A 21018-nucleotide genomic window follows, 5' to 3' on the forward strand; every position below is an offset into this window, starting at 1 on the left:
GCACAGGCTCCTAGAGGCCGGACTCGGCCGTACGCACCAGAATCCGGCGGCAGTTCTCGCACCGCACCACGGTGTCCGGCGCCGCCTGGCGGATCTCGTTCAGCTCGGTGATGGCGAGCTCCTGGCGGCAGCCCTGGCAGCTGCGCTGGTAGAGCTTGGCCGCGCCGATGCCGCCCTGCTGCAGGCGCAGCTTGTCGTAGAGCTTGAGGAGGTCCGCGGGAACCGAGCCCGCCAGGACCTCGCGCTCCTTCGTGACCGTGGCCACCTCGCCGTCGATCTCCTCGAACGCGGCTTCCCGGCGGGCGGTCGCGTCGTCGACCTTCCCCTGCACGGCGCCGACCCGCTCGGTCAGCTCGGCGACCCGCTCCTGCGCGGACTCGCGGCGCTCCATGACCTCCAGGACGACGTCCTCCAGGGCGCCCTGCCGCTTGGCGAGGGAGGCGATCTCGTGCTGGAGGTTCTCCAGGTCCTTCGGGGAGGTGACGGCACCGGAGTCCAGGCGCTGCTGGTCGCGGGCGGCGCGCTGGCGCACCTGGTCCACGTCCTGCTCGGCCTTGGTCTGCTCGCGGGCGCAGTCGCTCTCCTCGGTCTGCGCGGCGACGAGCAGGTCGCGCAGCTGCGTGTGGTCCTTGGTCAGCGACTCGATCTCGGCGTGCTCGGGCAGCGACCTCCGCCTGTGGGCGAGCTGCTGGAGGCGGACGTCGAGGGCCTGGACGTCGAGGAGGCGGATCTGGTCGGCGGGCGCGGCGTTCAGTTGGGGGCTCCAGATGTGTCCGTGATGGCGGCCGCGTGGGCGGTCCAGGGGTCGGTGACCGTCTTCGAGACGTGGACGCGCAGGTCCCATCCGTTGCGGTCGGAGATCTCGTCGAGCTGGGTGGCGGCCAGCTCGCACCAGGGCCACTCGGTGGCCCAGTGCGCCGCGTCGAGCAGCGCGAGAGGACTGTGGGTACCGCTGTGGACGCGGTCCGCGATGAACTCGGACGCCGGGTGGTGGCGCAGGTCCGCGGTGAGGAAGGCGTCGACGCCGGCGGCGCGCACGTCGTCGAAGAGGCTGTCGCCGGAGCCGCCGCTCACGGCCACCGTGCGGACCGTCGCATCCGGGTCGCCGGCCACGCGGATGCCCTGCGCGGTGGCGGGCAGCCGCTCGGCGGCGCGGGCGGCCAGTTCGCGGACGGTGAGCGGGTGGTCGAGTTCGCAGACACGGCCCAGGCCCCTGCGGCCCTCCGGGTCGCTCGGGTCCGGTACCAGCGGGCGTACGACTCGCAGGTCCAGCGCGCCGGCCAGCGCGTCGCTGACGCCCGGGTCCGCCGTGTCGGCGTTGGTGTGCGCCACGTGCAGCGCGATGTCGTTCTTGATGAGGGTGTGGACGACCCGGCCCTTGAAGTGCGTCGCCGCGACCGTCGTCGTACCGCGCAGGTAGAGCGGGTGGTGGGTGACCAGCAGGTCGGCGCCCAGCTTCACCGCCTCGTCCACGATCTCCTGGACCGGGTCGACGGCGAACAGGACCCGGGAGACCTCCTGGTCGGGGTCGCCCACGACGGTGCCGACCGCGTCCCAGGACTCGGCCCGCTCGGCGGGCCACAGGTTCTCCAGCGCGGCGATGACTTCAGACAGACGGGGCACGCAGGCAAGGCTACCTGCCTGGTCCGTACGGCTGTACCGGCACGGGAGGTGGCGGAAGCCTCCCGCGGCCCACGCCCCGGCCGACTCGAGGCCGTCCGGGGGGCCGCCCTCGGGTCACCCCTGACCCCGCTCAGCACAAGCACCCCCGTTTCCTCAGGCGAATCGTTCCTGGGCCACCCCTTTGTGTGAAGCGGAACCTGGCCGGTCCCACGCCTGTGCGTGCGAAAACTAGCTTCGTTACCGGAGGTGACCGGACCATGACGGCCTGTGCGATCGAGCCTGCGGCGGAGCACGAGGACGGCGACGCGCCTCGTGCGGAATGCACCATCACGGCGGACGGTTCCTACGCGGCCCGCCTCGCGCCGGCCGGCGACTGCTGGTTCCCGGAGCGCTGGACCCTGGACGGCCCCGAGCCCTACGCCGTGCCGCTGCCCGCCCACCAGCCGGAGGAGCCCGGCACCGAGGTGCAGCCGATGGGCGACGGGCGGGTCCTGATCTGCCGCCCGACCGACGGACGGCACATCTTCTCGCTGCTGTATCCGACCGGGCCCGGCACCGGCGAGCTGCTGCTCGGCGCGGTCCAGTGCCCGCCGGAGCAGACCCGGATGCGGCTGCTTCCCCCGGCACCGGGCGGCGGCAAGGCGTACGCCCTCGCGGTGGGCCGGCACTCCAGCGCGGTGTGGCAGGTGGCGGGGGGCACGTTCGGGCCGGAGCGGCTCGCGGAGGTCCCGGGGCGCTGCTCGGGCGGGGTGTGGCTGGACCGGGGCGGGCGGATGCTGGCCCTCGACCGTCTCGACCCGGAGCCGGGCGGCCGTACGAAGGCCGTCGTGGTCGACCTGGAGCGGGGCGGTGAGGTGTCGCCGCTGTTGCAGATCGCGGACGACAGCGACGACCGGTTGCTGCTCGCCGACCCGGACAGCGGGCTGCTGATGATCGGCTCGGACGCGGCCTCGCCGGGGCAGGAACGATTGGGCTGGGGGGTGCTGGGCAGCACGCTGCCGGTGCGCTTCCCGGAGTGCCTGCGGATGCCCGACTGCGCGGTGACACCGTTCGCGATCCAGCCGGGGCAGGTGCTGACGCCGGAGAGCTGCGGGGTGGCGTTGCGGGTCGACGGGCCGGCCGGGAGTTGGGTCGGGGTGTGGCGGCCCGCCGAACGGCAGGTACGTCATCTTCCGGCACCCGAGGGGTGGTTGGCGGGTGCCGGGTTGTGGACGCGGGACGGCGTGCTGCAACTGCCGTATGTCACCGAGGAGGTGCGGTGCGGGGTGGCCCGGGTGGAGGTGCCTTCGTCGGGGGCGCCGTCCTCGAACTCGGCCTCCGGGACGCCGGATTCGACAGCGCACGAGCCGTCGGAAACGGACCCTCCGGCTCCCGTCGCGGCCCGCCCCGTGCCGTTGCAGCAAGCCCCGTTGGGCGGTCTTGTAACGAAGTAGTGGCGGTTGGCGTGGCCGCCTGGATCGGGCCCCTGGGGGGTTGGTTAAACTCGCCCGGCTGTGAGCAAAAGATCATGTTGACGGGGTGAGTTTTCCGATGAGCAACGCCAGCACGACCCAGCCGGGGCCGGCCGACGTTCACGACGTTCAGAAGGACACCGGTCACGGCAGGCACCGGGGTCCGGTGTCCGCCCAGGACGGCGAGACGGCCCCCCGCGGCCGTCACCGCAAGCCGGCTGAGGAAACCGAGACGGCAGCCTGACGCCGACTCCGCACGGCCCCGCCCTTCACCGCGAAGGACGGGGCCGTTCCCGTTCCTGCGCCCCGCCTGGCTATGCCCGTTTCAGCCCCAGCACCTCCACCGCCCCGAACGTCTCCCCCTCCGGCAGCGCCGCGTAGTGCGGGGTGAGCAGCGCGTCCAGCTCGTCGTAGGTGAACGTCTCCTGCTTGCTGTCGAACTGTGCGGCCACCCGTGGCCGTTCGACGACCGCCACCATGCCGCCGTGCACGACGAGCAGCTGGCCGTTGATCCGGGCGGCGGCCGGGGAGGCCAAGTAGCCGACGAGCGGGGCGACATGCTCGGGGGCGAGCGGGTCCAGGCCGTCCTCGGGCCGGTCGAGGCCCGCGAAGACGTCCTCGGTCATGCGGGTGCGGGCGCGCGGGCAGATGGCGTTGGCGGTCACGCCGTACTTGGCGAGCGCGAGGGCCGTGGAGGTGGTGAGCCCGACGATTCCGCCTTTCGCGGCCGCGTAGTTGGGCTGCCCGGCGGATCCGGCGAGGAACGCCTCCGAGGACGTGTTCACGACCCGGCCGTACACCGGACCGGCCGCCGCCTTGGACCGCTCGCGCCAGTGTGCGGCGGCGAAGCGGATGGTGTTGAAGTGGCCCTTGAGGTGGACCCGGATCACCGAGTCCCACTCCGCCTCCGTCATGGAGAAGACCATGCGGTCGCGCAGAATGCCGGCGTTGTTGACCAGGATGTCCAGCTTGCCGAACTCGGCGACGGCCAACTCGACCAGCGCGCCCGCCTGTGAGAAGTCAGCGACGTCCCCGGTGTGGGCCAGTGCCGTGCCGCCCGCCGCACGGATCTCGGCGGCGATCTCCTCGGCGGGCGTGGCGGAGGCCTCGCCGGAGCCGTCCCGGCCGGGCTGCCCGTAGTCGTTGACGACGACGGCCGCGCCGAGCCCGGCGAGTTCGAGCGCCTCGGCCCGGCCCAGTCCGCGTCCGGCGCCGGTGACGATCGCGGACAGTCCTTCGAGTGGCAGTGACATCGGGCTCCTAGAGAAGCGTGGCCGTCAGGAAGCGGGGTCGGTCAGGAAGCGCGGTGGTCAGATCTCTATGCACGTACGCAGTGCCGTGCCCGTCCGCATCTGGTCCAGGGCCTCGTTGATGTCGGCCAGTGGCACCCGGTGGGTGATCAGGCCCGCGAGGTCGATCCGGCCCGCCCGCCACAGGGCGATCGTCCGCTCGTAGGAGCGCAGGACGTCCCCACCGCCGTACATGGAGGGCAGGATCCGCTTCTCGTCGAAGAACAGCTCGAACATGTTGAGCTGGAGGAAGTCGTCCATGGCGCCCGCGCCGACGACGACGAGCGTGCCGCCGCGCCGGGTGTACTCGTACGCCGTGCGGGCGGTTGCGGACTTGCCGACGACCTCGAAGACGTAGTCGAAGCCCTCGCCGGCGGTGACCTGCTGCTTGGCGTCGGCCAGCTCGTCCGGTGAAACGGCCCGGGTGGCGCCGAACCTGAGCGCGGACTCGCGGCGCGAGGCGACCGGGTCGACGGCGACGATCTCGGCGGCGCCCTTGAGCCGCGCCCCCTGGATCGCGGAGATGCCGACGCCCCCGCAGCCGATGACGGCGACCGACGAACCGGCCTCCACGTCGGCCGTGTTGAGGGCGGCGCCGAGTCCCGTGGTCACCCCGCAGCCGATGAGGGCGGCGATGTCGAAGGGCACGTCGTCGGGGATCGGCACCGCGCAGCCGGCGTCGACGACGACCTCCTCGGCGAAGGTGCCGGTGCCGGCGAAGCCGAAGACGTCACCGCCGGGGCGCTTGAAGTTGGGGGTGCCGGCGTTCATGAACCCGGCCAGGCACAGCTCGGTCTGGCCGCGCTTGCAGGCGGGGCAGGCGCCGCAGGCGGGCAGCCAGCAGACGACGACCCGGTCGCCGGGCTTGAGGTGGGTGACGGCCTCCCCGACCTCGAGGATCTCGCCCGCCCCTTCGTGCCCGGGCACGAAGGGCGCCGGCTGGGGCAGCACCCCCGCCATCGCGGACAGGTCGGAGTGACACAGCCCGGTGGCCCGCACCCGGACCCTCACCCTCCCGGGGCCGAAGCCCACCGCCTCGACGTCGTCGAGGACCTCCAGCTTGTCCTGGCCGATCTCGTGCAGTACGGCTGCGCGCATGGTGCGGCTCCCCTCGTACGGCGTTCTTGACTCAGGTGTGTTCGACGACTGTGTCGGCGAGGACGGGCGCGTCGTCCCGCTCGACGGCGCTCACGGCCACGCGGACGGTGCCCGCACCGGGCCACATGCGGATGCGCAGGGTCTCCCCCGGATACACGACCCCGGCGAACCGGGTGTCGTAGGACCGCACCCGGGTCACGTCCCCGCCGAGCAGCGTGTCGACGACCGCCTTGAGGGTCATGCCGTAGGTGCACAGGCCGTGCAGGATGGGCCGCTCGAAGCCGGCGACCTTCGCGAACTCCGGGTCGGCGTGCAGCGGGTTCCAGTCGCCGGAGAGGCGGTACAGCAGGGCCTGGTCCTCGCGGGTCGGCCGCTCGACGGTGCGCTCGGGCTCGCCGACGGGGGGTTCGAGACGGGCGGACGGGCCGCGGTCGCCGCCCCAGCCGCCCTCGCCGCGGATGAAGATCTGGGCGTCGTTGGTCCACAACGGGCCCTCGGCGTCCGCGACTTCGGTGCGCAGCACCAGCACGGCCGCCTTGACCTTGTCGTACAGGGCGGCGATCCGGTTGGTCGCGGTGGCGGTGCCCGCCGCCGGGATGGGCCGGTGGATCACGAGGCTCTGGCCGCCGTGCAGGACGCGGGCGAGGTCGACCTCGATGCCCGGCATGGACAGTCCGCTGATCACTCCGGGCGAGCCGGAGCCCGCGACGGTGGCGAAGCTGGGCAGCACGTGCAGCCGGGACTCCAGGGTGTAGCGCAGTTCGTCGGGGTCGGTGGCGGGGCTGCGCCGGTCGGGATTGGCGGCGGCGCCGATGCCGAGGTGGTAGAGCTGGACGTCCTTGGAGTTCCAGGAGATCTCGCCGGTCCGGGGCTCGGCGGCGAGGGCCTTGGCTGCGTCGATGGGCATACGGCTCCTGAAGGTGGCGGAGTCAAGACCCCGGTACGGCCGTCCGCACCGTCGGCCGCACCGAGGTCGTCACGGGGCCGTTCTAGAACGCGTTCCAGTCCGGCGCCCTCTGTATAGCCGAGCGCTCCGCAGTTGTGAAGGCTCCTGACGTGGCATCAGATCCTGCTTCGCGTCCTTCCGCCCACCGGGGCCGTGACATTTGTCCTGCCGGAGTGCCGACAACCGGACCTGCCGTACGCGGGCCTCGATCCGTAGCGTCGGAGCCATGACACTGGGGACGGAACCGACGAACGGGGGACGGGACATGTCCTGGACGCGCAAGGTGTCGTGCACACCGACTCCGCTGAGGGCCGGACGCCTCCCCGACACCCCGGGCCCGCACCCGACCGGCTTCGCCCTGCTGCCGTGGCTGCTGCTGGGGATGGGCTCCTTCTCGAACCTCTTCCAGGGGGAGACGCCCAACCCGTGGATCGGTGGCCTGGGGCTGCTCACCTTCAACTCGCTCTACATCTACGTGTCGTTCCGCGCCTTCGTGAAGGAGAAGCGCGAGGCCCGCTCCACGCAGCTGGCGCTGGGTCTGCTGGCGGTGGTGACCTGCGGACTCGGCCTCGGCTACGGCGGCAGCTGGCTGCTGTTCTTCCCGCTGCTCGGCCTCGCGACGGGCGCGGTCGTACGGATGCCGCGGCTGCGCCTGACCGGGGCGGCGGTGACCGTGCTCTCCGGCGTGGTCGCCTTCGTGCAGGACGGCTGGGGCGGCCTCGACATCGCGTACGCCACCTGGATCTCGACGATCGTGACGGCGGCGATCCTGTCCCTGTCCGAGGCGGTACGGGAGCTGCGCGCCGCCCGCGAGGAGCTGGCCCGGCGCGCGGTCGAGGAGGAGCGCGTGCGCTTTTCCCGCGATCTGCACGACCTGCTCGGTCACACCCTCTCCGTGATCGTGGTGAAGTCGGAGGCGGCGCGGCGACTGGCCGTGCGGGACATGGACGCGGCCGTCGCCCAGGTCGCCGACATCGAGTCCGTGGGCCGGCAGGCGCTCACGGAGATCCGCGAGGCGGTGACCGGCTACCGCAGGGGCAGCCTGGCCACGGAGCTGGACCGCGCCCACTCGGCCCTGGCGGCGGCGGGGATCACCCCGGCGTTCCACCAGTCCGGTCCTCCCCTCCCCCAGCAGACGGAGGTTCTGCTGGGGTGGGTGGTGCGCGAGGCGGTCACCAACGTCCTGCGGCACAGTGGCGCGGCCCGCTGCGAGATCACGGTCTCGGGCGATGCGGAGCGCGTTCACGTGACGGTGACCGACGACGGCTCCGGCACGCCCTCGCCGACGCCCCGGGAGGGCATCGGCGGTACGGGACTGCGCGGGCTGACGGAACGCCTCTCCGCGGCCGGTGGCACGCTGACGGCGGGACCGGGACCGCGTCAAGGGTTCCGGGTGCGGGCGGAACTTCCGGTGGAAGAAAGGGAGTTGGTGGCTGCGGGCTGAGCGGTCGGCGCGGCGACCACCCCAGGGAGCCGCGAGGCGATACCTGGCCGCGGCTCCGCCGACGGAGGGAACTGCCGCTGGAGGAACGGCGTTGGCGCCAGCGGGCTGAACGGTCAGCGCGGCGACCACCCCAGGGAGCCACGGGGCGGTACCTGGCCGCGGCTCCGCCGACGGAGGGAACTGCCGCTGGAGGAGCGGCGTTGGCGCCAGCGGGCTGAACGGTCAGCGCGGCGACCACCCCAGGGAGCCGCGAGGCGATACCTGGCCGCGGCTCCGCCGACGGGCGGAACTGCCGCTGGAGGAACGGCGTTGGCGCCAGCGGGCTGAACGGTCAGCGCGGCGACCGCCCCGAGCAGGCGCGGGCGGTACTGGCTGCGGCGCCGCCGCCTGGGCGCGACGGGCTGCCCGCCCTGTCGGTTTCGGTGGGGCCGGGCCCGCCCGTGGCTCAGCTCGGCCGACAGGAACGCGACCGCGGGGAGTCGGACCGGCACCGCAGGAGGAGGACGCCGCACCGCCGCACCGCCGATCAGGATGCCGTCGCCGAGTCCGCGGACAGCACGCGGAGCCAGATTCACCACCGGGGCACACCCCCGTTCCATGCCGGGGGCAGCCACTTTCATGCTGACCGGGCACGGTCCGGCGAGCCCCGTGCGCCCTACTCTTGGCCCGTGAACGAGATGCCGCGGGATCACCGGCCCGCCAAGTCCATCCGGGTGCTGCTCGCGGAGGACCAGGGCATGATGCGTGGGGCGCTCGCTTTACTGCTCGGGATGGAGCCGGACATCGAGGTCGTCGCGCAGGTGGGGACCGGGGACGTGATCGTGGACGCCGCCCTCACCCACCGCCCGGACGTGGCCCTCCTCGACATCGAACTCCCGGGCCGCAGCGGGCTGGACGCCGCGGCCGAGCTGCGCGACCAGGTCCCCGACTGCCGGGTGCTGATCCTGACGACCTTCGGCCGCCCCGGCTACCTGCGCCGGGCCATGGAGGCGGGCGCCGCAGGCTTCCTGGTCAAGGACGGCCCCGTGGAGGAACTGGCGGCCGCCGTCCGCCGCGTACTGACCGGCGAGACGGTGATCGACCCGGCCCTCGCCGCGGCCGCCCTGAGCGCCGGCCCCAACCCCCTCACCGCCCGCGAACGCGACGTCCTCAACGCCTCGACGGACGGCGCCACGGTCGCCGACATCGCGACCCGGCTCCACCTCTCCGAGTCGACGGTCCGCAACTACCTGTCCTCCGCGATCGGCAAGACGGGTGCGCGCAACCGGATGGAGGCGTTGCGGGAGGCTCGGCAGCAGGGGTGGTTGTAGGGCCGTTCAGGTCTGCCCGCCGCCCCTCCGCGGCAACCAGACCACCATCAGCACCACTCCCCCGGCCAGCACCCCCGCCCCCGTCCGGAACGCCAGCGCGTACCCCTCCGTCAGCGCCGCCGGCGTATCGCTGCCGCCCGAGCGGGCCGCCGCCAGGGTCGACAGGACCGCGAGGCCCAGTGAACCGCCCATCGTGCGGGAGGTGTTGACCAGACCCGAGACCAGGCCGGCCTCCCCCGGCTCGGCGCCGGACGTGGCCAGTGCCGCGAGGGGTGTCGCCGCCAGGCCCGCGCCGAGCATCATCAGGATGCCCGGCACCATGATCGAGGTCAGGTACGCGCCGTCCACGCTCAGCGTCGACTGCCAGCCGAAGCCGACGACCGCCACGAGCGTGCCGCCGGCCGCGACGGTGCGCGGGCCGAACCACCGCATGAGCAGCGGCGCCAGCTTGGAGCCGAGGATCACGGCCAGCGAGCTCGGCACCAGCGCCAGGCCGGCTTCCAGCGGCTTGTAGCCGAGCACGTTCTGCGCGTACAGCGTCATGAAGTACCACATGCAGAACATCGCCGACCCGCACAGGAACATCGCCACGTTCGCCGACGACACCGCCCGCACCCGCAGCAGCCCGAGCGGCATCAGCGGCGCCGCCGTACGCGACTCCACGACGAGGAAGACGCCGATCAGGGCGAGCCCGGCGAGCAGGGGCAGGACCGTGGCCGCCGCCGTCCAGCCGGAGGCCTCCGTCTGCGAGATGCCGTACGCCAGCGTCGCCAGCCCCGCCGTCACCAGCACCGCCCCCGGCAGATCCAGCCGCCGCCGGTCCCCGGCCCGGCTCTCCGCGAGCCACAGCACGGAACCGGCCAGCACGACCGCGCCCACCGGCACGTTGATCAGCAGGACCCAGCGCCACGACAGTGCTTCCACCAGCAGCCCGCCGACGAGTCCGCCCGCCGCACCACCGCCTGCTCCGACGGCGGTCCACGTGCCTATGGCCCGCGCCCGGGCCGCCCCCTCCGGCACCGCCGCCGTGAGGATCGTCAGCGTCGAGGGCGCCAGCACCGCCGCGCCCAGCCCCTGCACGGCCCGCGCGGCCAGCAGCTGCCACTCCTGCTGGGCCAGCCCGCCGGCCAGCGAGGCGAGGGTGAACACGCCGAGGCCGACGAGGAACATCCGCTTACGGCCGTACAGGTCCCCGGCCCGTCCGCCGAGCAGCATGAACCCCGCGAAGGCGATGGCGTACGCGTTCACCACCCACTGCAGTCCCTGGGCGCTCATCCCCAGGTCGGTCCGCATCGAGGGCAGCGCCACGTTCACGACGGACACGTCGAGCACGACCAGGAACTGCCCCGCGCAGGCGAGCGCCACCACCAGCCAGGTGGGCGGCGCGGTACGGCGGGGGGCACGGGTGACGTCGGCGGCTTCGAGCATGCCTGTCATGCTCTCAACGACCAACGCTCCTGGCATCGGGAATTCGCCCTAGGCCAACGACCTGGGCGGCCTAGGCCCTCCGCCGCGCACACCGGCTACCGCCCCCGTTCCCCAAGAGAAGGTCAAGATTTCGTTAGTGACCCAAAGCATCGGAATAGTTGCCCAGGCACACGGAGTTCGGGATACACATGACACAAACGACGACCGAAAAGCCCACCGGCGGAGCGACCGGCCCTCTCGTCCCGGTCCTCGCCTTCGCGGGCATCGTTGTCGCGGTGATGCAGACCCTGCTCGTCCCCGTCATCAAGGACCTGCCGCAGCTGCTGAGCACCGCGCCCAGCAACGCCACCTGGGTCCTGACCTCGACGCTCCTCTCGGGCGCCGTCGCCACGCCGATCATGGGCCGCCTCGGTGACCTCTACGGCAAGCGGCGCATGCTCATAGCCAGCCTGTCCGTGATGGTGGTCGGCGCACTGATCAGCGCGTTCACCAGCACCCTCCTCCCCATGATCGTCGGACGCACCCTGCAGGGCTTCGCGATGGGCGCGATCCCGCTCGGCATCGGCCTGATGCGCGACATGCTGCCCCGCGAGAAGCTCGGCTCGGCCATGGCCCTGATGAGCTCCTCGATCGGCGTCGGCGGCGGTCTCGCGCTGCCCGCCGCGGCCCTGGTCGCCCAGCACGCGAACTGGCACGCCCTCTTCTACGGCGCCGCCGGCCTCGGCGTCCTCGCCATCGTCCTCACCCTCATCGTCGTACCGGAGTCCAAGCTCCGCGCGGAGGGCTCCTTCGACTATCCCGGCGCCCTCGGCCTCTCCGTGGGTCTCGTCCTCTTCCTCCTCCCCATCACCAAGGGCAGCGACTGGGGCTGGACGTCCGCCACCACGCTCGGCATGTTCGGCGCCTCGGCCGCCGTCCTCCTGCTCTGGGGTGTCTACGAACTGCGCACGAAGGCCCCGCTGGTCGACCTGCGCACCACGGCCCGCCCGGCCGTCCTCTTCACCAACCTCGCCTCGATCATGGTCGGCGTCAGCTTCTACGTCGTCTCCCTGGTCCTCCCCCAGCTGCTCCAGCTGCCGAAGGAGACCGGCTACGGCCTCGGCCAGTCCATGGTCGTCGCGGGTCTGCTGGTGGCCCCGCTGGGCCTGACGATGATGTTCACGGCGCCGGTCTACGCCCGCCTCTCGGCGAAGTACGGTCCCAAGACCACTCTGATCCTCGGCATGCTGATCATCGCCATCGGCTACGGCGCCGGCCTCGGCCTGATGAGCGCCCCCTGGCAGAGCCTCGTCATCGCGGTGATCCTCGGCGCGGGCATCGGCCTCGCCTACTCCTCCCTCCCCGCCCTGATCATCGGCGCGGTCCCGGCCTCGGAGACGGGCGCGGCGAACGGCCTCAACACGCTGATGCGTTCCATCGGTACGTCGGTCTCCAGCGCCGTCATCGGCATGGTGCTGGCCAACACCGCGAACAACGTGGGCGGCATCGAGATCCCGACCATGCACGGCTTCCGCGTCTCCTTCCTGATCGCGACCGCCGCCGTCGCCGTCGGCCTCCTGCTGGCCCTCTTCCTCCCGAAGCAGCGCCCGGCCGCCGCCCACCCGCAGCTGCGCGCCAGCAGCGAGGAGGACGCCAACCTGGAACGCGCCGAGGAAGCCCTGCGCGGTTTCCGCGGCCGCGTCCTGGACGCCGATGGCACCCCGGTGGCCCGCGCCAAGGTGACCCTGATCGACCGCCGGGGCCGCCAGGCAGGCGCGACCCTCTCCGCGGACGACGGCACCTACGCCCTCACCGTCCCCGCTCAGGGCCCCTACGTCCTGGCCGCCCGGGCCGACGGCCACGCCCCGCTCGCCTCGTCGGCGACGCATGCGGGCGACGACAGCGCGGTGGATCTGGACCTGGCGCTGCCGGGAGAGACGGTCTCGGCGTAGCCCGCCGCGCTTCTCGCCGCTCGACGCCGTACCCCTTGCCGCCAACTGGCAGGGGGTACGGCGTCTTTGCATGCCGGGGGCCGTCGAACACCTGTGGGAATGTTTGCCGCCACGCTGCGCGCCCGTGGCCAACCGTTCCCCGCCGCGTCACCCCGTCCGCATCGGCTTGTCACTCGGTGGCCGCATGCGCACAACAACACCCAAGATCCGTCATGTGTACGGAGATTCGTCCTGACAGCCATGCGGCAACGGAAAAGGAGAGATGGCTCGGTGTCATGTCTATGAAAAAATCAACGCGCGTACTGGCCGTCGTGGCCACGGTGTTGTGCTCGATCGCCGCCACGCTGGTGTACACACTCGCCTCGTCCACCCCGGCGAAGGCGGAGGACGACTGGAGAAACCTCCGCAACCTCAACGCGGGAAGATGCCTGGCCGTGCCCAACAACAGCACGGCGGACGGCACCGGCCTGGTCCAGTGGACCTGTAGCGACAACTCCGACCAGGACTGGACGTTCACCAAGGTGGCGGGCGGAAACGGAGACCGTTACCTCGTCCGCAACCGCCACAGCCAGAAGTGCCTGGCCATGCCCAACTCCAGTGTTGCCGACGGCACACAGGCCATCCAGTGGCCCTGCGACGCCACCGGCAACGAGCAGGTCTGGGTCCACGACAGCTGGAACCGGCTGCGGAACCTGAACAGTGACAAGTGCCTGGCGGTCCCCAACTCCAGCACCGCCAACGGCGCCGCGATCGTCCAGTGGACCTGCTCGACGAACCTGGACCAGCGCTGGGTGTGGTCCGAGGACACCTCCACCTACGCCCGTCTCTACAACATGGGCACCGGCAAGTGCCTGGCCAACCCCGGCTCCAGCTACGACAACGGCATCGCGTTGATCCAGTGGGCGTGCAGCAACAGCGACAGCAACTACTGGGCGCTCCAGTCGGTGTCCGGGGGCTTCCGGGTCGTCAACAAGGTGAACGGCAAGTGCCTGGCCCTCGCGGGCGCGAGTACGCAGAACGGCGCCAAGGTCGTCCAATGGCCGTGCGGCGGCGGCGACGAGCAGGTCTGGGCCCGCATCAGCCTCGACCGGTTCCAGAACAAGAACAGCGGGCTGTGTCTCGCGATCCCCAGCACCAGCCCGACGGCCGGAACGGAGGCCATTCAGTGGCCCTGCTCGACCAGCGTGAGCCAGCAATGGATGTGGTGACCCGCAGACGGGCCTGGCCCGTCCTCCTGACCGCACTCGTTCTCACGATCCTGTCCGGCCTGCTCCTGCCGGGGCCGGCCTCCGCCGAGGGCATCTCGGGCGAGTCGATCGTCTACGAGAACCGCGTGGGCGACGGCGACGGCACTCGTACCCCCGACATCATCAGCACGAGCGCGAACAGCGCGGTCGTGGTCTGGCGTGAAGGCCTCCGGCCCGGCAACGTGGACATGGGCTACGTGCGGTACTCGTACACGACCGACGGCGGAGCCACCTGGAGTCGTCCTCGGATGCTGGCCCAGGAGACCAGTAACCACGCCTGGCACTACGTCATCCTCTACAAGGCGGGCAGCACGCTGTACGCCTACCTCGGGCGCACCCCGATAGCAGATAATGAGGGTGACGGCAAGGACGGCGACGCGAGCGACGGGATCAACCACAACGGCCTTCCGATCAGCGGCACCGTCCTCAAGCGCAGCACGGACGAGGGCCACAGCTGGCAGGACGCACCCCTCAGCCTGCCGGCCAAGAACAACCTCGTCCTCTCCGGCCGCCCGCTCCAGCGGGACAACGGGGATTACGTCATGCCTTACTGGTCGTCGGGGCGGGAGAACGGGGTGCTGATCTCCGACGACCTGCAGAACTGGGAGCTCGGCGGCCACCTCAGCGGAAGCGAACTCACTGCGGGAGAGAACCAGATCGCCTTCTCGCAGGCGCGAAAGGAGGGCCAGCCCGCCAAGAACTCACTGATCATGGTGGCCCGCGCCAAAAGGCCCGGCTCCGCGGTGACCCAGAGCTTCGACGGCGGTCAGACCTGGGGCCAAGAGGGATTCACCGTGGACAACAACCTGCCGAGCGACAACATCGCCAGGACCTACTTCACCAGCGACAGCAGCGGCCAGTACCTGTACATCTACAACACCGGTGAGGGCATACACAAGCGTGACATCCTGAACTACAAGACCAGACGCCCCGGCGGGGACTGGAGCAACGCCAAATTCTTCGCCAACGGCGGGGACCCCACGATTCAGCCCGACGGCGAAGGCTGGGACAACTACCCCATGGCCGACGAGTACGCCCCGGGCAAGTTCTGGGTCGTCTGGGAGTTCGACACCACCCAGATCAAGACGAACAGGCTCGACATTTCCGACGCCCCCTGATCCACCCCGCCACACCGCCGTACCCCCTGTCGCCCGCCGACCAGGGGGTACGGCAGCATGGGCCGCCCAGACGCACGCACGACCGGAAGGCCCCTGCACATGACACCGGCCCCCAAGCCCGAGATCCTGGCCGCGTTCGAGGCGGCGAAGGGCTTCATGCCCGCGGGCGAGGGGCTCGCGCTCTATGCGGCTGCCATGGAGGCCGGACGGCTCGGCCTCCCCCTCCTGGAGGTCGGCACCTACTGCGGCCGCTCCACGATCCTGCTCGCCGACGCAGCCCGTGAGGCAGGTGTGACGGCCCTCACGGTCGACCACCACCGCGGCAGCGAGGAGCAGCAGCCGGGCTGGGAGTACCACGACCCGGAGACGGTCGACCCCGAGATCGGCCTGATGGACACGCTGCCGACGTTCCGCAGGACCCTGCGCCGGGCCGGCCTGGAGGAACACGTGGTCGCCCTCGTCGGCCGCTCCCCGCAGGTCGCGAAGATCTGGAACTCCCCCCTCGGCCTCGCCTTCATCGACGGCGGCCACACCGACGAGCACGCCACCGCCGACTACGAGGGCTGGGCCCCGCATGTCGCCGAGGGCGGCCTGCTGGTCATCCACGACGTGTTCCCTGACCCGGAGGACGAGTTCACCGGGCAGGCGCCGTACCGGGTGTACCTGCGGGCGCTGGAGTCCGGGGCGTTCGCGGAGGTGTCCGTGACGGAGTCGCTGCGGGTGCTGAAGCGGACGGGCGCGGGCGTCTGATCCCTGACGCCGCTCGACCGTGCCTCCCGGTGCAGGACATGTTCGGCCCGTAAGGTGTCAGGCGTGTCGTACGTAGGTCCGGACTTCGATCCTCCCCAGCCCCGCCGCAACCGCCGCCGAACCCTGACCGTCGCGGTCGCCGCGTTGGTGCCGGGGGCCCTGCTCGGATGGGTGATGTACGAGGCCGTGGGCGGCCCCGGCAACGGGGACGGCTCCGGCACCGCTGCCGTACGGCCGTCGTCGCCCGCGTCGGACGCGGCGCCGACGGTCTCCGCCACGAACGACGACAAGCCGCCGGGCCCGACCCCCACCGCGGACTCCACGTCCGCCTCCGGCCCCCTCCAGGGCAAGGTCGTCGTCATCGACCCGGGCCACAACCCGAACAACTTCCAGCACACCGCCGAAATCAACCGCAAGGTGAATATCGGCACGAACTGGAAGGAGTGCGACACCACGGGTACATCCACCAACGACGGCTACACCGAAGCCAAGTTCACCCTGGACGTCGCCCACCGCATGCGCACGCTGCTTCAGAAGCAGGGCGCCACGGTCAAGTTCACGCAGGACGGCGACCGGTCGTGGGGGCCCTGCGTCGACGAGCGCGCCGAGATCGGCAACAAGGCGGACGCCGACGCCGTCGTCTCCATCCACGCGGACGGCGCCGGCGCCGGGCAGCGCGGGTTCCACGTCATCCTCCCCGGCAAGGTCGACGCGGGCGCCGCCGACACGGGCCCCATCGTCGCCCCCTCCCGCGCCCTCGGCGAACGCATCGCCGGCTCCTTCGTCCGCGTCACGGGCAACGCCCCCTCCAACTACATCGGCGAAGGCACCGGCCTCGTCACGCGTAAGGACCTCGGCGGTCTCAATCTGTCAACGGTTCCCAAGGTGTTCATCGAGTGCGGCAACATGCGCGATACCAAGGACGCGGCGTTGCTCACCAGCGACGCGTGGCGACAGAAGGCGGCGCAAGGAATCTCTGAGGGAATCGTGAGTTTCCTGCGCGGGTAATGGTCCACCGGTCGATCCCGGCGGACACCCTCGTCGGTCGGACGATAAGGTCATTCCTACGATGAGGGGCCACCCCCGCGCTTCACTCAGGGGCCTGACGGCGACATGGTGACAGCGACGCCTCCAGCGATACCGATGTTGAGACGACTGACGAAGGACCTGAAGTGAATATCCGCTCCCTCACTCGAGGCGACGGCGTGGTGATCGGAGCAGCGGTATTGCTGTTCATCGCGTCGTTCCTCGGTCTGTCCGGCTGTGACGCCCCGGGAAACATCTGCGATTCGTACGAGACCCCGAACGCATGGGACAGCATCGGGCTCGGCCTCGGTGTGTACATGGGTGGCGTGATCGGTGGTGCGCTCGTCGTGATCGCGCGTCTGCTTCCTGCCCCTCGTAAGGTCGCGGGTCTTGAGCTGGGACCGGCCGGCACCGTCTTGGCCCTCGCGACGGCATGGATCATGCTGTGGAACCTGATCGACGCCAACAACGCCGGCGCCGGCCTCATCCTCGGCTTCCTCGCCGCCCTGATCCTTGCGGCCGGCGCCATCGCCACCCCCCTCGTCCCCGCCCTCCAGGCCGCCCTGCTTCCGGCACCCCGCCCCGCCGCCCCCCAGCCCTACGGCGGTCAGCCGCAGGGTGGTTACGGCTACCCCGGGGCCCAGCAGCCGCAGCAGCCGTACGGTGGGCAGCCGCAGGCCGGGCAGCCTTTCGGGGGTGGGCAGCCGCAGGCTCCCGCGCCGGCGCCTGCCGGGGACTTCTCCCCGTTCTGGTTCGCCGTGCCCGTGGCGCGCCCCCTGTTCGCGGAGGACGGCTCGCCGACCCCGATCGCCGAACTCGCGCCGGGCACCTGGTACCTGGCCGTCGAGCAGCGCGGCGCCTCCCTGGTCGCGCAGACGCAGGACGGCCGCCGTGGCGTGCTGCAGGACACCTCGGGTATTCAGCGCGGCTGAGCCCCTGACCGTCCCGTACGGCCCCTCACCCTTCCCGGTGAGGGGCCGTCGTCGTACAGTCGCAAGCCTGCAAGCAGATCTGACGTACCGTCAGGAGGCGGACATGCGGCTCGGGCTCGCACTCGGTTACTGGGGCCGCGGCCCCTCCGCGGACCACGTACCCCTCGCCCAGGAGGCCGAGCGGCTCGGCTACGACTCCGTGTGGACCGCGGAGTCGTGGGGCTCCGACGCCTTCACGCCGCTGACCTGGATCGCCGCGCAGACCTCAAGGATCAAGCTCGGTACGGCCGTTGCGCAGATGGCCGCCCGCTCCCCCACGACCACCGCGATGCACGCCCTCACCCTCGACCATCTCTCCGGCGGCCGCATGATGCTGGGGCTCGGGCTGTCGGGGCCGCAGGTGGTGGAGGGGTGGTACGGGCGGCCGTTCCCGAAGTCGCCGCTGACCGCGACGCGGGAGTATGTGGACGTCGTACGGCAAGTTCTCCGGCGTGAGGCGCCCGTTGAGCTCGACGGACGTTTTCACTCCCACCCGTATCGCGGTCCGGACGCCACCGGCATCGGCAAGGCGCTGAAGCCGATCACCCATCCCCTGCGCCCGGACCTGCCCGTACTCCTCGGCGCCGAGGGGCCGAAGAACGTCGCCCAGACCGTCCGCATTGCCGACGGCTGGCTGCCGTTGTACTGGTCGCCGAGCAGGCCGGACGTGTACGGCGAGGCGGTCTCCGAGCTTCCCGACGGCTTCCTCGTCGCTCCCCTGGCCCGCGTGCAGGTCTGCGACGACGTCTCCGAAGGTCTGCTCCCCGTCAAGGCCATGCTCGGCTTCTACATCGGCGGTATGGGCCACGCGGTCCGGAACTTCCACGCCGACCTCATGGCGCGGATGGGGTACGAGGAGGAGGCCCGGCGGATCCAGGAGCTGTTCCTCGGCGGGCGTCGGCAGGAGGCCGTACTCGCCGTGCCCGACGCCTTCGCCGACGAGATCTCCCTCGTCGGGCCCCGTGAACGCATCGCCGAGCGGCTGGAGTTGTGGCGCAAGGGGCCGGTGACCGATCTGCTCGTCCTCTCCCCCGATCCGCACACGCTGCGGGTGCTCGCCGAGCTCAACTCCTGACCCGGACGCGGGACGGGTCACCAGAAGATCGCCAGCGCCTCCAGCGTCGCCTCCCGGGTGTCCTCGCGCCAGCCCGTCATCTTGCCGAGGCAGCGGGCCGTGAACGTGCCGGCGGGGATGGAGCGGCGGGCGTTGCCGGAGGCCACGACGCGCATGTAGACGGGCGGTTGCTCGTCGCCGTACTCGGCGCGCAGGACGAAGCCCTCCGGCACGTCCGGTACGCGCGTGAACTCCGCTCGCACCGAGACGAACTCCCCGATGCGGCTCAGGGAGACTTCGCGATCGTCGCCGAGGCGGTCGGCGAGTACGCGGTTGGGGACCACGGTCATCGTGGGCAGGTCGGCGTGGACGATGACGTCGGCGCGCTCGAAGGCGTCGATGAGCATGCCGATCACGTTGATGGGCTTGTCCTTGCGGACGAACTTGCGGAACGTCTCCTGGCTGACATCCCGCTTGGCGCGGAACAGCCAGGCCAGGAAGCGCGTCCAGAGGCCGACGCTGGTGTCGACCTTGGTCCGCAGCTCCACGGCCTCCTCCAGCGCGGACCGGTAGTTGCCGATCTCGTAGAGGTCCATGACGGACTGCTCGTCCAGGTACAGGCAGATGCTGTACGCGGACTGCCACCGGCGCATCCGGCGGCGCCGCTCGCGGGACTGGCGTACCAGGACCGCCACGAGCGCCACCGCGCCGACGGCCGTCGCCAGCCAGAGAGCCATCCACGGCCACCACATGCTCCACCACAGTGCGTCAGTGACAGCCACGGATCTCCTTGAACGCCTCGGAAAGGGAGGAAGGGGCGGAGTCGGCGGAGTCCACCATCCGCCCGCCCGTCTGCGCCGCCGCGCGCCGCAGTTCTGCCGCGTCGGCGTCGCCGAAGTGGACGGGGTAGGTGTGGACGCCCGTGCGGACAGGGGCCGGGAGTGCTTTGTGCCGGCGTACGAACTCCGTATAGGCGATGCCGGCGTTGTTCTCGCCGTCCGTCATGAGGACGAGTGAGACGGCACGGTCGGGGTCGTCCGCCAGCTCGCGGGCCGCGGTGCGGTAGCCGTGGTCGAGGGCGGACCATACGGCCGTGGAGTCGCCGTAGCCGCCGCGGGCGACGGTGTCGGCCAGGGTCCGCAGGTCCTTCGGGCCGGTGACGGTGACCGTCCTCTCCTCCAGGACGCGGCCGCCGAAGCGGACCACCGTCAGCCGCTCGCCCCGGTAGAAGCGGGTGAACTTGCCGGAGGCCGTGGCGTCGGCGCCGCTCAGGTCGGCGAAGGCCTTGCGGAGTGCGGCCATCCGGTCGCCGCGCATCGAGCCGGAGAAGTCGAGCAGGAAGACGACCTGACCGGCGGTGCGCCGGCTGGGGTCGCCGTAGTCGGCCAACAGGGTTCGGATGACCGTGAGTTGGTCGGGGAAGTAGAGCGCGTTGCCGACCGGCTCGCGCAGCTGTGGGTCGCGGGTGACGGTGGTGCTGACGGGGCGGCGCAGGGTGCGCCGCATGATCTCCTGCTGCACCGAGTCGCGCTGGAGCCACTCGGTGACCTTCGCGTAGGCGGCGCGGTGCGAGGCGTCGAGGAGGAGCAGGGGGAAGTCCGCGAGGACCATGCCGTCCTCGGGGCGGACGACCTCCAGGCGGTCGTCGAGGCGGTCGGTGGCGTTGAGGGCGAGCAGGTCGGACTCGTACGTGATGAGGGCGTTGGCCTCGTCCTGGTGGTCGGCGTAGGTGTCGATGAGGGCCGGCGAGGTGTCCGCGGTGAGGGTCTGGCCGGAGCGGAAGCCCCGCAGCCGGTCGCAGGAGACGTCGCCGGGGCGCAGTGCCCCGCCGGTGCCGGCCGCGGCCGTGGCGACGCCGACCAGGGCGGCGAGCCCGCTGGCGGACTGCCGGGGGTCCGCCATCCCGAAGCGGACGGTGCCGGTGGCGGCGGCGTCCGCGATGTCCGCCCAGGTGAGGCGGCCGCCGGGCACCTCCGCGCGGAGTCTGCGCGCCACGTCGGGCTGCAGTCCGACGACGACCGGGGAGGTCATGGTCGCCGTGCGCTGCAATCCCTGGACCGCGCTCCTGGCGGTGAGCCGCAGATAGCGGTCGGAGGACAGCCAGGCGAGGTCGTGGCGGTCACGGTCCGGTGCCTTCGTCTCGGCGTCGGGCCGCAGGTCCAGCCGGAGGTCGACGCCGGTCTCCTCCTTCAACTCGGCGAGGAGCGGGGTGAGTACGGCCAGATCGGGACTGGCGAGTACGCGCAGCCGGACGGGCTCGTCGCCGTCGTCGCCCGAGCAGGCGGTGAGTACGGCGGCCATGAGGGTCAGGCAGAGCGCCAGACAGGGCACC

The 21018-nt window shown here is 71.5% G+C and carries 18 protein-coding genes; 10 read left to right on the forward strand and 8 right to left on the reverse strand.

The genetic code is table 11. The features are described from left to right. Positions 1-10: 10 nt before the first annotated feature. Together ACZ7M7_RS03175 and ACZ7M7_RS03180 are read right to left on the reverse strand one after the other, a co-directional pair. Positions 11-754: a zinc ribbon domain-containing protein gene (locus ACZ7M7_RS03175; protein WP_383597625.1), complete on the reverse strand. Its 744-nt coding sequence runs from the start codon at positions 752-754 to the stop codon at positions 11-13. Beyond that, positions 751-1623, reverse strand: coding sequence for a Nif3-like dinuclear metal center hexameric protein (locus tag ACZ7M7_RS03180; protein ID WP_472112263.1), 873 nt, complete (start codon positions 1621-1623; stop codon positions 751-753). The genes ACZ7M7_RS03175 and ACZ7M7_RS03180 overlap by 4 nt, the downstream gene beginning before the upstream one ends. A gap of 257 nt (positions 1624-1880) precedes the next feature. On the opposite strand from ACZ7M7_RS03180, the gene ACZ7M7_RS03185 reads away from it, so the two are divergent. Beyond that, on the forward strand, positions 1881-3056 hold the full coding sequence (locus ACZ7M7_RS03185) for a hypothetical protein (RefSeq protein WP_472112265.1): 1176 nt from the start codon (positions 1881-1883) through the stop codon (positions 3054-3056). A 332-nt stretch (positions 3057-3388) separates the two neighbouring features. Here the strand turns inward: ACZ7M7_RS03185 and ACZ7M7_RS03190 are convergent, their stop codons facing one another. Genes ACZ7M7_RS03190 through ACZ7M7_RS03200 form a run of 3 tightly spaced genes read right to left on the reverse strand, consistent with a single transcriptional unit; the run spans position 3389 to position 6368 of the window. Continuing rightward, a complete protein-coding gene (locus tag ACZ7M7_RS03190) occupies positions 3389-4327 on the reverse strand; it encodes a 3-oxoacyl-ACP reductase (RefSeq protein WP_472112267.1) in 939 nt (312 codons plus the stop codon). Positions 4328-4384: 57 nt separating this feature from the next. Next, the gene (locus ACZ7M7_RS03195; RefSeq protein WP_369270702.1) at positions 4385-5461 is read right to left on the reverse strand and encodes a Zn-dependent alcohol dehydrogenase; all 1077 of its coding nucleotides are present in this window, start codon (positions 5459-5461) and stop codon (positions 4385-4387) included. A 31-nt stretch (positions 5462-5492) separates the two neighbouring features. Beyond that, a complete protein-coding gene (locus tag ACZ7M7_RS03200; RefSeq protein ID WP_472112270.1) occupies positions 5493-6368 on the reverse strand; it encodes a MaoC/PaaZ C-terminal domain-containing protein in 876 nt (291 codons plus the stop codon). A 304-nt stretch (positions 6369-6672) separates the two neighbouring features. Between ACZ7M7_RS03200 and ACZ7M7_RS03205 the strand changes: the two genes are divergently transcribed. Together ACZ7M7_RS03205 and ACZ7M7_RS03210 are read left to right on the forward strand one after the other, a co-directional pair. After that, positions 6673-7851: a sensor histidine kinase gene (locus tag ACZ7M7_RS03205; RefSeq protein WP_472113878.1), complete on the forward strand. Its 1179-nt coding sequence runs from the start codon at positions 6673-6675 to the stop codon at positions 7849-7851. A gap of 677 nt (positions 7852-8528) precedes the next feature. After that, on the forward strand, positions 8529-9161 hold the full coding sequence (locus ACZ7M7_RS03210) for a response regulator (RefSeq protein ID WP_383597619.1): 633 nt from the start codon (positions 8529-8531) through the stop codon (positions 9159-9161). Between the two features lie 6 nt (positions 9162-9167). On the opposite strand, the gene ACZ7M7_RS03215 is transcribed toward ACZ7M7_RS03210, so the two are convergent. Next, positions 9168-10589: an MFS transporter gene (locus tag ACZ7M7_RS03215; RefSeq protein WP_383624175.1), complete on the reverse strand. Its 1422-nt coding sequence runs from the start codon at positions 10587-10589 to the stop codon at positions 9168-9170. Between the two features lie 188 nt (positions 10590-10777). Between ACZ7M7_RS03215 and ACZ7M7_RS03220 the strand changes: the two genes are divergently transcribed. The 7 genes from ACZ7M7_RS03220 (at position 10778) to ACZ7M7_RS03250 (ending at position 18707) form a co-directional block, all read left to right on the forward strand. Then, complete coding sequence (locus tag ACZ7M7_RS03220; protein ID WP_472112275.1) at positions 10778-12520, forward strand: MFS transporter; 1743 nt, start codon at positions 10778-10780, stop codon at positions 12518-12520. Between the two features lie 281 nt (positions 12521-12801). Further along, positions 12802-13728: an RICIN domain-containing protein gene (locus ACZ7M7_RS03225; RefSeq protein ID WP_472112278.1), complete on the forward strand. Its 927-nt coding sequence runs from the start codon at positions 12802-12804 to the stop codon at positions 13726-13728. Then, positions 13725-14885 (forward strand): sialidase family protein, encoded by a 1161-nt coding sequence (locus ACZ7M7_RS03230; RefSeq protein ID WP_472112281.1) that lies wholly within the window; start codon positions 13725-13727, stop codon positions 14883-14885. Before ACZ7M7_RS03225 ends, ACZ7M7_RS03230 begins: the two co-directional genes overlap by 4 nt. 99 nt (positions 14886-14984) lie before the next feature. Continuing rightward, positions 14985-15635 carry a class I SAM-dependent methyltransferase gene (locus ACZ7M7_RS03235; RefSeq protein WP_472112284.1) on the forward strand — a complete coding sequence of 217 codons (651 nt, stop codon included), beginning with the start codon at positions 14985-14987 and terminating at the stop codon, positions 15633-15635. 63 nt (positions 15636-15698) lie between these two features. Beyond that, positions 15699-16643 carry an N-acetylmuramoyl-L-alanine amidase gene (locus ACZ7M7_RS03240; protein WP_383595947.1) on the forward strand — a complete coding sequence of 315 codons (945 nt, stop codon included), beginning with the start codon at positions 15699-15701 and terminating at the stop codon, positions 16641-16643. Positions 16644-16807: 164 nt separating this feature from the next. After that, positions 16808-17593: a hypothetical protein gene (locus ACZ7M7_RS03245; RefSeq protein ID WP_472112288.1), complete on the forward strand. Its 786-nt coding sequence runs from the start codon at positions 16808-16810 to the stop codon at positions 17591-17593. Between the two features lie 103 nt (positions 17594-17696). Further along, the gene (locus tag ACZ7M7_RS03250) at positions 17697-18707 is read left to right on the forward strand and encodes an LLM class F420-dependent oxidoreductase (protein ID WP_383595942.1); all 1011 of its coding nucleotides are present in this window, start codon (positions 17697-17699) and stop codon (positions 18705-18707) included. Positions 18708-18724: 17 nt separating this feature from the next. Here the strand turns inward: ACZ7M7_RS03250 and ACZ7M7_RS03255 are convergent, their stop codons facing one another. Further along, positions 18725-19468, reverse strand: coding sequence for a hypothetical protein (locus ACZ7M7_RS03255; RefSeq protein WP_383595939.1), 744 nt, complete (start codon positions 19466-19468; stop codon positions 18725-18727). Continuing rightward, complete coding sequence (locus tag ACZ7M7_RS03260; RefSeq protein WP_472112293.1) at positions 19455-20987, reverse strand: vWA domain-containing protein; 1533 nt, start codon at positions 20985-20987, stop codon at positions 19455-19457. The genes ACZ7M7_RS03255 and ACZ7M7_RS03260 overlap by 14 nt, the downstream gene beginning before the upstream one ends. Positions 20988-21018 lie beyond the last annotated feature (31 nt).

It is taken from the genome of Streptomyces sp. NPDC111606 (assembly GCF_055656945.1).

Coding starts and splice junctions, on each gene's coding strand:
- ACZ7M7_RS03185 (WP_472112265.1), top strand. CDS start 1,881: ATGACGGCCTGTGCGATCGAGCCTGCGGCGGAGCACGAGGACGGCGAC.
- ACZ7M7_RS03190 (WP_472112267.1), bottom strand. CDS start 4,327: ATGTCACTGCCACTCGAAGGACTGTCCGCGATCGTCACCGGCGCCGGA.
- ACZ7M7_RS03195 (WP_369270702.1), bottom strand. CDS start 5,461: ATGCGCGCAGCCGTACTGCACGAGATCGGCCAGGACAAGCTGGAGGTC.
- ACZ7M7_RS03200 (WP_472112270.1), bottom strand. CDS start 6,368: ATGCCCATCGACGCAGCCAAGGCCCTCGCCGCCGAGCCCCGGACCGGC.
- ACZ7M7_RS03205 (WP_472113878.1), top strand. CDS start 6,673: ATGTCCTGGACGCGCAAGGTGTCGTGCACACCGACTCCGCTGAGGGCC.
- ACZ7M7_RS03210 (WP_383597619.1), top strand. CDS start 8,529: ATGCCGCGGGATCACCGGCCCGCCAAGTCCATCCGGGTGCTGCTCGCG.
- ACZ7M7_RS03215 (WP_383624175.1), bottom strand. CDS start 10,589: ATGCTCGAAGCCGCCGACGTCACCCGTGCCCCCCGCCGTACCGCGCCG.
- ACZ7M7_RS03220 (WP_472112275.1), top strand. CDS start 10,778: ATGACACAAACGACGACCGAAAAGCCCACCGGCGGAGCGACCGGCCCT.
- ACZ7M7_RS03225 (WP_472112278.1), top strand. CDS start 12,802: ATGAAAAAATCAACGCGCGTACTGGCCGTCGTGGCCACGGTGTTGTGC.
- ACZ7M7_RS03235 (WP_472112284.1), top strand. CDS start 14,985: ATGACACCGGCCCCCAAGCCCGAGATCCTGGCCGCGTTCGAGGCGGCG.
- ACZ7M7_RS03250 (WP_383595942.1), top strand. CDS start 17,697: ATGCGGCTCGGGCTCGCACTCGGTTACTGGGGCCGCGGCCCCTCCGCG.
- ACZ7M7_RS03260 (WP_472112293.1), bottom strand. CDS start 20,987: ATGGCCGCCGTACTCACCGCCTGCTCGGGCGACGACGGCGACGAGCCC.